The 12,552-nt window shown below is 69.9% G+C and carries 9 protein-coding genes, 1 tRNA gene and 1 pseudogene; 8 read left to right on the top strand and 3 right to left on the bottom strand.

Translation table 11 applies throughout. The features are described from left to right. A pseudogene (locus G328_RS0110710) lies at positions 1–372 on the bottom strand (MFS transporter); the annotation flags it as partial. 134 nt (positions 373–506) lie between these two features. Between G328_RS0110710 and G328_RS0110705 the strand changes: the two are divergent. From G328_RS0110705 to treS, 4 genes are all read left to right on the top strand, one after another. Beyond that, a complete protein-coding gene (locus tag G328_RS0110705; RefSeq protein ID WP_019619353.1) occupies positions 507–2,711 on the top strand; it encodes an MMPL family transporter in 2,205 nt (734 codons plus the stop codon). Positions 2,712–2,793: 82 nt separating this feature from the next. Next, positions 2,794–3,507, top strand: coding sequence for a DUF1731 domain-containing protein (locus G328_RS0110700; RefSeq protein ID WP_019619352.1), 714 nt, complete (start codon positions 2,794–2,796; stop codon positions 3,505–3,507). A 660-nt stretch (positions 3,508–4,167) separates the two neighbouring features. Continuing rightward, positions 4,168–5,112, top strand: coding sequence for a ribokinase (locus G328_RS0110695; protein WP_019619351.1), 945 nt, complete (start codon positions 4,168–4,170; stop codon positions 5,110–5,112). A 99-nt stretch (positions 5,113–5,211) separates the two neighbouring features. Next, positions 5,212–7,434 carry a maltose alpha-D-glucosyltransferase gene (treS, locus tag G328_RS0110690; RefSeq protein WP_019619350.1) on the top strand — a complete coding sequence of 741 codons (2,223 nt, stop codon included), beginning with the start codon at positions 5,212–5,214 and terminating at the stop codon, positions 7,432–7,434. Between the two features lie 169 nt (positions 7,435–7,603). Here the strand turns inward: treS and G328_RS0110685 are convergent, their stop codons facing one another. Continuing rightward, complete coding sequence (locus tag G328_RS0110685) at positions 7,604–8,656, bottom strand: NAD(P)-dependent alcohol dehydrogenase (RefSeq protein WP_019619349.1); 1,053 nt, start codon at positions 8,654–8,656, stop codon at positions 7,604–7,606. Positions 8,657–8,798: 142 nt separating this feature from the next. On the opposite strand from G328_RS0110685, the gene G328_RS0110680 reads away from it, so the two are divergent. Together G328_RS0110680 and G328_RS0110675 are read left to right on the top strand one after the other, a co-directional pair. Then, positions 8,799–9,635, top strand: a complete 837-nt coding sequence (locus G328_RS0110680) for a siderophore-interacting protein (protein ID WP_019619348.1) — start codon at positions 8,799–8,801, stop codon at positions 9,633–9,635. A gap of 66 nt (positions 9,636–9,701) precedes the next feature. Beyond that, a complete protein-coding gene (locus tag G328_RS0110675) occupies positions 9,702–10,502 on the top strand; it encodes an aldo/keto reductase (protein WP_026339817.1) in 801 nt (266 codons plus the stop codon). A 51-nt stretch (positions 10,503–10,553) separates the two neighbouring features. On the opposite strand, the gene G328_RS15155 is transcribed toward G328_RS0110675, so the two are convergent. After that, the gene (locus G328_RS15155; RefSeq protein WP_040905505.1) at positions 10,554–11,207 is read right to left on the bottom strand and encodes an MBL fold metallo-hydrolase; all 654 of its coding nucleotides are present in this window, start codon (positions 11,205–11,207) and stop codon (positions 10,554–10,556) included. Positions 11,208–11,325: 118 nt separating this feature from the next. Between G328_RS15155 and G328_RS0110665 the strand changes: the two genes are divergently transcribed. Continuing rightward, positions 11,326–11,401, top strand: a tRNA-Glu gene (locus tag G328_RS0110665). 136 nt (positions 11,402–11,537) lie between these two features. Continuing rightward, positions 11,538–12,389: a PP2C family protein-serine/threonine phosphatase gene (locus tag G328_RS0110660; RefSeq protein ID WP_019619345.1), complete on the top strand. Its 852-nt coding sequence runs from the start codon at positions 11,538–11,540 to the stop codon at positions 12,387–12,389. Positions 12,390–12,552: the final 163 nt, after the last annotated feature.

The following is a 12,552-nucleotide window of genomic DNA, read 5'->3' as shown; positions in this document are numbered from 1 at the left end:
GTTCTGCCCGACGTCGGCGAGCGCATCCATCGCCCCGCCGAGGAACAGCGCGAGCATCAGCAGCACGACGTTCGGCGCGAGCCCGGCGGCGAGCAGCGCGAGGCTGATGCCCAGCGTCGCGCCGCACGACACCGCGGACGAACCGAACCGGCGAATCGCCGCCGCGGCCGCGAGCCCCGCGACGATCGCGCCGAACGGGAACGCGATGACGACGAGGCCGTACGCCGTGTTGTCGAGCGCGAGCTGCGCCTTCAGCTCGGGCAGGCGCGGAATCAGGTTCGCGAACAGCGCGCCGTTCGTGAGGAACATCGCGGCGACGGCGAGCCGCGCACGCCGAGCGGTCGAGTCGGGGCCTGGCGTGCGTTCGGTCATGTGCGCGATCGTAGCGGTCCGGTCCGGTCCGGTGCGGCGATGCGGGCGCGGCGATACAGACGGTGCGCTGCGGGCGCGGCGAACTTGACGCGCGCCGCCACGCCGAGAAGACTTGTGACGACCATTGGAGCTGCATGACCCACGCTCGAACCCAGCCGAAGCGCACCGGCGTGCCGAAATGGCTGCGCATTGTCTTGCCCGCCGCGCTCATCCTCGTCTGGCTGGTCGGCGCGAGCATCGGCGGACCATACTTCGGCAAGGTGAGCGAGGTGTCGTCGAACGACCAGACCGCGTACCTGCCCGAGTCGGCCGACGCGACGCGCGTGCAGGAGCTCGCGGCCGACTTCACCGACGCCGACGTGCTGCCCGCCGTCATCGTGTTCACCGCCGACACCGAGCTCGACGAGGCGGCCCTCGCCGACCTCGGCGACGCGATCGCCGCGCTGCCCGAGCTCGAGGGGGTCGCCGACGAGGTCTCTCCCGTGATTCCGAGCGACGACGGCCTCGCGGCGCAGGCGTTCGTGCCGATCGCGAGCGACGCCGACATCGGCGACGTCGTCGAGGCGATCTCGGCGAAGCTCGACGAGGTGGCCCCCGACGACGTCACGGCGTACGTGACCGGGCCAGCCGGATTCTCGGCCGATCTCATCGAGGCGTTCTCGGGCATCGACGGCGTGCTGCTGCTCGTCGCGCTGCTCGCGGTGTTCGTCATCCTCATCGTCGTGTACCGCTCGCTGCTGCTGCCGATCGCGGTGCTCGCGACGAGCCTGTTCGCGCTCACCGTCGCGCTGCTCGCCGTGTGGTGGCTCGCGAAGGCCGGAGTGCTGCTGCTGAGCGGCCAGACCCAGGGCATCCTCTTCATTCTCGTGATCGGCGCCGCGACCGACTATTCGCTGCTCTACGTCGCGCGGTTCCGCGAGGAGCTGCGGCACACGACCGACAAGTGGCGGGCGACGTGGCGGGCCCTGCGCGGCGCGATCGAGCCGATTCTCGCGTCGGGCGGCACGGTCATCGCGGGCCTGCTGTGCCTACTGCTCAGCGACCTGAAGTCGAACAGCACGCTCGGGCCCGTCGCCGCGATCGGCATCGCGTTCGCGATGCTCTCGGCCATCACGCTGCTGCCCGCCGTGCTCTACGCGTTCGGCCGCGCCGCGTTCTGGCCGCGCCGACCGAAGTACGTGCCGGCGCACGCCGAGGGCCCGGCATACGCAGAGGGCGAGGATGAGCGCCCCGCGAGCGAACCCACCGGCGCCTGGGCGCGGCTTGGTCGCGGCATTCAACGCCGCCCCCGCATGATCTGGATCGTGACGTCGCTCGTGCTGCTCGCCGGCGCCGCCGGGGTCACGCAGCTGCAGGCGCACGGCGTGCCGCAGTCCGACCTCGTGCTCGCGTCGTCTCAGGCCCGCGACGGGCAGGCCGCCCTCGGCGAGCACTTCCCGGGCGGCTCGGGCAGCCCCGTCAACGTCGTCGTCGACGCCGACTCGCTGCAGGCGACCGCCGACGTGCTGCTCGAGCGCGACGGCATCGCGAGCGTCGCGGTCGTGAGCGACGCGAGCCCCGCCGGCACCGCGCCGGTCACCGCCGACGGGATTGGCGCATCCGGCCCGCCCGGCGCCCCCGCACCCGAACCCACCGAGGTCGACGGGCAGGTGTTGCTGCAGGGCACGCTCACCGACGCCGCCGACTCCGACGCGGCCCAATCGACCGTGCTCGAGGTGCGCGAGGCGCTCGCCGACGCGGGGCTTGACGCGCTCGTCGGCGGCGTCACCGCCACCGCGATCGACACGAACACCGCGTCGATTCACGACCGCAACCTCATCATCCCGTCAGTGCTCGTCGTGATTCTGCTGATTCTCATGCTGCTGCTGCGCTCGGTGCTCGCACCGGTGCTGCTCGTGCTCACGACGGTGCTCTCGTTCGGCACGGCACTTGGGGTCGCCGCCCTCGTGTTCAACGGCGTGTTCGACTTCCCGGGCGCCGACGCGGCCGTGCCCCTGTACGGCTTCGTGTTCCTCGTCGCGCTCGGCATCGACTACAACATCTTCCTCATGACTCGGGTGCGCGAAGAGACGAAGCTGCACGGCACGCGCGAGGGCATTTTCCGCGGCCTCGCCGTGACGGGCGGGGTCATCACGTCGGCCGGGCTCGTGCTCGCCGCGACGTTCGCGGCGCTCGCGGTGATTCCGATTCTGTTCCTCGCGCAGCTCGCGTTCATCGTCGCGTTCGGCGTGCTGCTCGACACGTTCCTCGTGCGCGCGCTGCTCGTGCCCGCGCTGTTCACCGACGTCGGCCGCGCAGTGTGGTGGCCGTCGAAGCTCGCGCGAAAGGAAAACTCATGACCGATCGATACGTGATCGCGGGTGCCTCCGGCTGATCGGGCGCGCCCTCACCGAGTCGCTGCGCCGCGACGGCGCGACCGTCGTGCGGCTCGTGCGCCGCCCCGCCGAGTCGCCCGACGAGGTGCAGCGGCTCGCGAACTTCGAGCCGCTCGACCCGAGCATCCTCGCGGGCGGCAAGGCGGTCATCAACCTCTGCGGCGCGAGCATGGGCCGCCTGCCGTGGACCCCGGCCTACGCCACGAAGCTGCGCCGCTCGCGACTGCGCCCGACGCGTGTGCTCGCGGATGCGCTGCGGGCGCTCGGCAGCGACGCGCCGGCCTTCGTGTCGGCCTCGGCCCTGCTCGCGGGGCCGGACGTTCGGGTCACGCTACTGCGCACGGCGCCGCTCGTGCACGCCGACGGCGTGCTGAAGCCGCTGCTCAGGCTGACGAAGCTCGGGGTGAGCGGCCCGCTCGGCAGCGGGCGTCAGGTCATGCCGTGGATCTCGCTCGACGACGAGGTGCGGGCGATCCGCCACGTCATCGACACTGGCCTGACCGGGCCAGTGAACCTCGCCGGGCCGACCCCGGCGACGTCGAACGACCTCGGTCGCGAGCTCGCGCAGCGGCTGCGCCGGCCCTATGCGCTGCCGGTGCCGAAGTGGGGCCTGCGGGCCGCGCTCGGGCGCCGCGCTGCCGACTCGCTCCTGCTCGCCGACGCCGACGTGCAGCCGACCCGACTCGTCGAGAGCGGGTTCGAGTTCACGCACCCGACAGTGGCGGATGCGGTGGCCGCGGCGGTCCCCGCCCGCCGCTGAGCCCGGTGCCGCATCCGCGGGTGAGCGCACCGACGCTGAGCTTGCTCCGCCTATCCGCCGCCTCTTTTCTCCGCGAACTGACGGCAATTTGCGGCTTTTCGGTTGAGAATCCCGCAAGTTGCCGTCAGTCAGCGATGGTGGTGGTCGGATGCGCGCGGCTGAGTCGGCACTGCTCATTTGCCCGGCCCCGCTCTTCTGCCCGGCCCTGCTCATTTGCACGGCCCCGCCAGCTTCCGCCCGACTTTCGGCACGCTCCCATCCTTCGATCTCTTCTTCGCTAACTGACGGCAATTTGCGGCTTTTCGGTTGAGATTCCTGCAAGTTGCCGTCAGTCAGCGAAGGTGGTTGCCGGATGGGTGGGGCTGAGTCTGCCCCGCCTGCCCGCCCGAGGTTGCGCCTGTCCAGTCAATCCGGCCGGGTCCATCTCTTCGCTCTCTTCTTCGCGGACTGACGGTAATTTGCGGTTTCTCGGTTGAGATTCCTGCAAGTTGCCGTCAGTTAGCGATGGGGTTGTCGGATGGACAGCGCCGGATGCACGCGGTCGGGTGCACGGCGACGGATGCACGGCGACGGATGCAACGCGCGACGGATGGGCGGCGTAGGTTGGCTTCGTAGCGTGCGATGAACTCGCAGCCAGCGGAATCGAGGAGGCAGGTGCGCATGTCGAACTCCGAAGCGTCGAGCGGCGACGTCATCGTCGTCGGCAGCGTCAACGTCGACCTCACCGCGACGGGCACGCCCGTGCCGAGCGCGGGGGAGACCCGCACCGGCGACCGCTTCGCGATGGGACTCGGCGGCAAGGGCGCGAACCAGGCGGTCGCCGCGGCACGTGCGGGCGCGACGACGCGATTCGTCGGCTGCGTCGGCAACGACACGTTCGGCGGCGTCGCGACCGACGCGCTGCGCGACGCCGGGGTCGGCCTCGGCGAGCTGCACGAGGTTGACGGGGCGACCGGCATCGCGCACATCCGCGTCGATACCGCGAGCGGCGACAACTCGATCTTCGTGATTCCGGGCGCGAACACCGCCCTCACTCCCGAGCGCGCGGTCGCGAGCCTGCGCGCGATCGCCTCCGAGGGCGCGGCCCTGCTGCTGCAACTCGAGGTGCCGCTCGAGACGGTCGTCGCCGTGGCCGCCGAGGCCGCCCATCTCGGCCTGCGGGTCGTGCTCGACCCCGCGCCCGCGCAGGAGCTGCCCGCCTCACTCTGGAACAACGTCGAGGTGATCACCCCGAACGAGCACGAGGCCGGCCTGCTCTCGGGCATCGAGGTGACCGACGACGCCTCGGCGGAGCGCGCCGGGCGGTGGTTCCTCGAGCGCGGCGTTCGGGTCGCGCTCATCACGCGCGGCGCGGCCGGGGCCACCCTCGTCACCGGTTCCGGAGCCGAGCACCTTCCCGCGGCCGCCATCGAGGCGGTCGACACGACGGCGGCGGGCGACTCGTTCGCGGGCCACCTCGGCGCCGCGCTCGCGGCGGGCGTCGACCTGCGGGAATCCGTCACGCGAGCACTCGCGGCCGGCTCGCTCGCGGCGACCCGCCCCGGCGCATCCGAGTCGATCCCGACGCGCGACGAGGTCGACCGCGCACTCGCGGCGCGAGGCTAGCGGCCATCCAGGCTGCGCGTACTCGCCGCTCCTACACTGGCTCCGATCGATGGGACTGGCCCCGACGTTGGGCACGGGCCCCGAGCGATGGGAGGCCGCATGGTCGAGCAGAATTCCAACGAACCCAAAGGCCGCGGACGCCCCCGCCTGAGCCTCGGCATCAGCCGCATTCAGCGCACGTTCTCTGACCCGCGCCGCGCCGACGCGTCAAACCCGTCGTACGTCGAGTGGCTCAAGCGGCACTCGATGCTCGGCGACTCGAACGTCATGGCCCGCGGCCTCTCGGGCAAACCGAGTATGTGGCGCAACGCGTACGCCGTGCCCGACGCCCGGCGCGCGCTCGACCAGGCATCGGTCTGGTTCACCACGTATCCCGCCTCGATGATCACGCGCGAGGGCGAGTCGTTCCTCGAGACGCTCGCGAATGACGACCTCTGGCGGGCGTTCCAGCGCATCGGCATCGGCGCCATCCACACCGGCCCGACGAAGGTCGCCGGCGGCATCGACGGCTGGCAGCTCAGCCCGAGCGTCGACGGCCAGTTCGACCGCATCTCGACGCGCGTCGACCCCGCCTTCGGCACCGAGGCCGAGTTTCAGCAGCTCACCGACCGCGCCGAGCAGTACGGCGGCATCATCATCGACGACATCGTGCCCGGCCACACCGGCAAGGGCGCCGATTTCCGCCTCGCCGAGATGGGGTACAAGGAGTACCCGGGCATCTACCACATGGTCGAGATTCCCGAGGAGTTTTGGCCGCTGCTGCCCGACGTGCCCGAGGGCGCCGACTCGGCGAACCTCAGCCCCAGCGCCGAGGCAGCGCTCACCCGCGAGGGCCTCATCATCGGCTCGTTGCAGCGCGTGATCTTCTATGCGCCCGGCGTGAAAGAGACGAACTGGAGCGCCACGCGCGAGGTGCTCGGCGTTGACGGCGTCACCCGCCGCTGGGTCTACCTGCACTACTTCAAGGCGGGCCAGCCCACCATCAACTGGCTCGACCCGACGTTCGCGGGCATGCGCCTCGTCATTGGCGACGCGCTGCACTCGCTCGGCGACCTCGGCGCGAGCGCGCTGCGGCTCGACGCGAACGGGTTCCTCGCGGCCGAACGCTCGACCGACGGGCGGCCCGCGTGGTCAGAGGGGCACCCGCTCTCGCACGCCGCGAACCAGTTCATCGGCAGCATGATCCGCAAGGTTGGCGGCTTCTCGTTCCAGGAGCTCAACCTCACGGTCGAAGACATTCGCGACTCGGGTGCCGCCGGCGCCGACCTTTCGTACGACTTCATCACGCGCCCCGCCTACCAGCACGCGCTGCTGACCGGCGAGACCGAGTTCCTGCGCCTCACGCTGCGCACTTCGCTCGAGTACGGCGTGCAGCCCGCGAGCCTCATCCACGGCATGCAGAACCACGACGAGCTCACGTACGAGCTCGTGCACTGGACCTCGCGCCACGGCGCCGATACCTACGTGTTCCGTGACCAGGAGGTCGCCGGCGCCTCGATCGCCGCGACCGTGCGGCACGAGCTCACCGAGAAGCTCACGGGCGGCGACATCGACTACAACCTCGTGTTCACGACGAACGGCATCGCCTGCACGAGCGCGACCGTCGTCGCCGCAGCCCTCGGCGTGCAGCACCTCGACGAGATCGACGACGCGACTGTCACGCGCATCCGTCAGGGCCACCTGCTGCTCGCGATGTACAACGCGTGGCAGCCGGGCGCGATCGCCCTGTCGGCGTGGGACGTGCTCGGCGCGCTCACGGTGCCGCAGGAGTCGGTCGCCGAGCTCATGGCCGAGGGGGATACGCGCTGGATCGAGCGCGGCGCGATCGACATTCTCGACACGAACCCCGACGCCGAATTCTCGGAGGCCGGGCTGCCGCGGGCACGCACCCTCTACGGCCCGATTCCCGCGCAGCTCGACGACCCCGACTCGTTCCTCAGCCAGCTGTCGCACGTGCTTCACGTGCGCGAACAGCACCGGCTACCGCAGGCGACGCAGGTCGACGTGCCCGACGTCTCGCACCCCGGGTTGCTCGTGCTCGTGCACCGCCTCGACGACGGCAACCCGAACCTCACCGACGCGCGGATGCAGGTGACGGTGCTCAACTTCTCGGCCGAGCCCGTGCTCGGCATCGTGCGCTCCGACGAGTTGCCCGCGCGGCGGCTCGTGACGGATGCGGTCAGCCGCGAGGTGATCGGGCGGGTCGACGACCTGCAGAGCTTCCCCGTGCAGGTCGCGCCGATGTCGGGGCTGTTCCTCGTGCTTGGCGGGGAAGAGACGCCGACGTCGGCGATTCCGATCGTGCCGTCGGCGCTCGGGTAGCGCCGCTTCGCGCGCCTGCCGCGGCGCATCCGCCGAGCAGCCGCGCTAACGACTGATGCGGTTTTCTGGGATTGCTGCAGCCGCGGCTGCAGCAATCCCAGAAAACCGCATCAGTGTGCGCTGGCACCAGTGTGGGTCGGGCCCGACCGCTCGCCGAACCGGACCCGCCCTACGCCTGGTGCGGCACGACGACGGCGCGGCCCTGCAGCTTGCCGTCGTGGAGGTCGTGGTAGGCCTGCAGCGCGTCGGCCATCGCGTACCGCGTGACGTTCGGCTTGATCTGGCCGTTGCGGTAGAGGTCGGCGACCTCGTGCAGCTCCTCGATCGTGCCCCAGTACGTGTTCGTCAGCTCGGCCTCGTACGGGTTCGCGTAGAACGACCAGCTCGCCTCGCCGCCGGCGATGCCGACGATCGTGATGCGGCCCTGGCGGGCGACGACCTGCTGCGCCGTCGCGATCGTGGGCTTTGCGCCGACGAAGTCGAACACCGCATCCACGCCCTTGCCGCCGGTGAGCTCGCGAATCTTTGCGACCTGGTCGTCGCCGCCCGGCACCGTGACGGCGCCGTGCTGCTCGGCCTCGGCCATCGCCTCGGGCTTCATGTCGGTCGCGATGACGGTCGCGCCCGTGATCGCGCGCAGAATCTGCACCGCGATCTGCCCGAGCCCGCCAAGGCCGATCACGAGCGCGGTCTTGCCGCCGCCCGCAAGCTTCGGCAGCGCGAGCTTGATCGCGTGGTACGGGGTGAGGCCCGCGTCAGACAGCGGTGCGGCATCAATCGGGTCGGCGTCGCCAAGCGGCACGAGGTTGCGGGCCGGCACAACGAGGTACTCGGCCATGCCGCCGTCGCGCCCGAGGCCCGAAGCAAGGTATGGCTGGGTCGCCGCGTTCTCGCAGTACGTGTCTTGGCCGCGGCTGCACGCGCGGCAGTGGCCGCAACCGATGGGGCCGTAGACGAGGTACGCGTCACCCTTCGTGAAGCCCTCGACGCCCTCGCCGACCGCCTCGACCCATCCGGAGCTCTCGTGCCCGAGCGTGTACTCGGGGCCGAGCTGGCCCGCGATGGGGAAGTCGGCGTCGTACTCGTCGAACACCGCGACGTCGGAGTGGCAGGCGCCCGCGCCCGCGACCTTGAGCAGCACCTCGCCGGGGCCTGGCGTCGGGACGTCGACGTCCTTCAACTCGGGGAATGTCTTCCAATTGGTGAAGCGAACGGCCTTCATCTTTCCCTCCCGAAGCGCACTCGCCAGGTTCCCGTCGGGAACTCCTCGGTGGCGTCGGCGCTCACCCCAAACCTATCCCTTTCCGGCACCTGCTGGTTTTGTGCAGGCGTACCTTTCAGGAACTGAGTTAGGCTTGCCTAATATGACTGACTCGACTTCTCCCAAGCCAGCGCCGCGCAAGGCGAAGCCGCAGACCGTGCTCGAGGTTGTGCGGGTAACGAAACTCAACGACTGGATGGTGCGGGTCACGCTCGGCGGTGAGGGATTCGCCGCGTTCCAGCCGAACGACTCGACCGACATGTACGTGAAGCTCCTGTTCGTGAAGCCCGAGCTTGGACTCACGCCGCCGTACGACGTCGCGGCGCTGCGGGAGGAACTCGCGCCGGAAGACCGCCCCGTCACGCGCACCTACACCATCCGTTCGATCGACGCGGACGCCGGCACCCTCGACATCGACTTTGTCGCGCACGGCGACGAGGGCCTCGCGGGGCCGTGGGCCGTGAACGCGAAGCCCGGCGACCAGCTCGTGCTGCTCGGCCCGGGCGGCGGATACGCACCCGACGCCACGGCCGACTGGCACCTGCTTGTCGGCGACTCGTCGGCGCTGCCCGCGATCAGCGCGGCGCTCGAGGCAATGCCGGCCGATGCGAAGGGCGTTGCCTACGTCGCGGTCGACCACGAGGAGGAGCGCCAGTCGCTCACCGTGCCCGAGGGCATCGAACTCGTTTGGCACGTCGAGCCGGGCACGGCCCCCGACACGGAGCGGCTCGCACGGCTCGTGACCTCGCGCGAGTGGCCCGAGGGTCGCGTGCAGGTGTTTGCGCACGGCGAGCGCGAGTCGATCAAGGCGCTGCGTCGAGTGTTCAAGGAGCGCGCAGTGCCGCGCGAGCAGCTCTCGATCTCGGGGTACTGGGCCTACGGCCGCACCGAAGACACGTTCCAGGCTGAGAAGCGCACACCGATCGGCAAGATCGACTAGTTCGCGGGGTCGCGTGCCGGGGCCCGCATCCACACGAGGTTCAGGATGCGGGCCTACGGTGCAGTCATGAGCGAGAACCCCATGCAACGTCAGGCAATTGGATTCGGCACCTCCCCACTGAAAGGTGAGGAGGCGACCCGTGCCGTCGCGAGCGCGATCGGCATCGGCTACCGGCTCATCGACACCGCGAGCCGCTACGAGAACGAAGAGGCCGTCGGCCTCGGCATCAAGCACAGTGGCGTCTCGCGCGAAAAGCTCTACATTCAGACGAAGCTCCGCGGTAACGACCACGAGGATGTGCGGGGCGCGCTCGAGCGCAGCCTCAAGCTGCTCGGGGTCGAGTACCTCGACTCGTGGCTCATCCACTGGCCCCTACCGATGCTCGGCAAGTATGTCGACGCGTTCGAGCAGATGCTCGAGGCGCGCGACGAGGGTCTCGTGCGCCACGTCGGCGTCTCGAACTTCCTCCCCGAGCACCTCGAGAAGCTCGAGGAGCGCACGGGCGAGCTGCCGTGGGCGAACCAGATTCAGCTCGACCCGGGCCTGCAGCGCGCGCCGCTCGTGAGCGAACTCAAGAACCTCGGCATCTCGGTGCAGGCGTGGTCGCCGCTATCGCGCGGCGATTTCGAGCGGGATGCGGTGGTCGAGCTCGCGCAGGAACGCGGGCTCACGCCGTCGCAGGTGGTACTCGCCTGGCACGCCGCGGTGGGGAGCGTGCCGATCGTGCGCTCGACGAACCCCGACCGGCAGCTGCTCAACCTCGAGGCGATGCGGCTGCAGCTCGGCGACGACGGTCTCGAGCGCCTCGGCAAGCTGCCGCAGCGTGAGCTCGGCGAGTACGACCCGAAGACGCACGACGAGCGGTAGTCGCCCGGATGCGCGCTCGCCGCGAGCGCGCATCCGGGCCGCTGCGCCCCGTTAGATCGTGAACGAGTCGTAGGGCGCGAGGTCGAGAAACTCGGTGCCGACGTGCTCGGCGATCTCGGCGAACCGCGCGGCCGCGAGCTGCTTGCCCGGCATTGCGAGCAGCATCTCGTGCACCGCGAAGGCGCGCTTCGGCTTGACCGTGGCGAGCAGGTCCATTGACTCGGCCATGCGCATCCACGGGCCGTAGGCCGGCACCGCGAGCGCCGCGATCTCGCCCGAAGGGAGGTCGTACGCGTCGCCGCCGTACGCGAGCTGGCCGTTGATGACGACGCCGAGGTTGTCGATGATCGGAATTGAGCTGTGGATCTCGGCGTGCTTGCCGCCGTAGCAGGCGATCTTGAAGGCGCCGACCTCGTAGGTGGCGCCGGGCTTGCCGATGATGACGTTGCGGATGCCCTCGATTTCGGCCTCGTGAATCTTCGCGGCGGTCGCGGGTGTCGTCACGACAGTGAGGCCGGGGGAGCGCTCGGCGAGGCGGCGGAGCTGTTCGGGGGTCCAGTGGTCGTCGTGCTCGTGCGTGATCGCGACGAGGTCGACCTGGGCCGCGTCGGTGATCGGCGTCGTGAACTTTCCCGGGTCGATGAAGCAGCGGCGGCCGCCGTCTTCGATCTGCAAGCAGGAGTGTTCAAACTTGGTGACGCGCACGATTCCTCCGGTGGTCGCGAGGCGGAAACAAGCCCCAAATTCGGGCAATCACGCCATCCTTTCACTTCGACTTGCGCGCGCGCTGAACCGTGTGGCAAGATAGACGAGTTGTCAGCGCGGCCCCATCGTTTAGCGGCCTAGGACACCGCCCTCTCACGGCGGCAGCGCGGGTTCAAATCCCGCTGGGGTCACCAACCTGACAAAGCCCGGATCGAAAGGTCCGGGCTTTGTTGGTTTCCGCACGCGGCGCCCCCAGGTAACCGTCCGGGTGCCGCCGAGGGGCTCGAACCCGCTAAGGTTTCTTGGGGCAAGAACAGGCAGGGGAAGATCGTGGCCGAAGAGCTCTTCACGAGGATCGTCACCGCGGGTGGCGAGCTCGAGATTCGTGCGGTCGCCGCGACCGACGTCGGCTCGGTGCGCGTGATTAACGAAGACTCGGTCTACGCCCGGCCCCCGATTTTCTTCGTCGCCGACGGGATGGGCGGCCACAGCTACGGCGACCGCGCGAGCCAGTCGATCGGCCAGGCCTTTGACGAACTCCTCCCGAGCGAGGCGCCGTCGACGCCCGCCGAGATTCTCGCGGTGATCGACGACGCGAACCGCCGCATCCAGGGGCTCATCACTGAGGAGGACGGCCCCGGTGCCGTCGCCGGCACGACCCTCTCCGGCGTCGCGCTCGTCGAGGTCGCGCCGCTCGAGGGTGAGGCGCTCGCGCCGCACTGGATGATCTTCAACGTTGGCGACTCGCGCGTCTACAGCTGGAACGGCCGCGACGTCGTGCAGATCACGGTCGACCACTCGGCGGTGCAGGAGCTCGTGGCGCTCGGCGTTATCACGCCCGAAGAGGCGCTCGTGCACCCCGACCGCAACGTCATCACGCGTGCGGTTGGGTCGGACACGTTTGTCGACACCGACCTCTGGCTCATGCCGGTGCAGGGGCACCAGGTGTTTATCATCTGCTCGGATGGGCTCACGAAGGAGCTCGAGGACGACGAGATTTCGCGCGCGATTCAGCTGCATCTCGCCGACGGCGACGACAGCGACACGCTCGCGGATGCGCTCGTCGCCGACGCGCTCGACCACGGCGGCCGCGACAACGTGAGCGTCGTCGTGCTCGAATCGACGGTGCTCGCGCCGGAGGGCGTCGAGGCGCCGCCGGCCCCCGCGACCGACGCCGAATAGGCTGCGTCGACAGCGAACACGGCACTCGACCCCTGGGCTGAACCGGGGCGGTTGGTAAGATGGTCGCCATGCACGTTCTGCGGCTCCTTCTGTGCCGCGACGGGATCTAGCCAGAGGCGTTCCCCGTCGCGGAGTCAGTCGTCGCCTGAACCGCAGAACCAGG

The sequence above is a fragment of the [Zimmermannella] faecalis ATCC 13722 genome, assembly GCF_000381765.1.
Taxonomy (GTDB): Bacteria; Actinomycetota; Actinomycetes; order Actinomycetales; family Microbacteriaceae; genus Gulosibacter; species Gulosibacter faecalis.
Note: the sequence above shows the minus strand (reverse complement) of the source record. Positions and strands in the feature narration are given on the sequence as shown.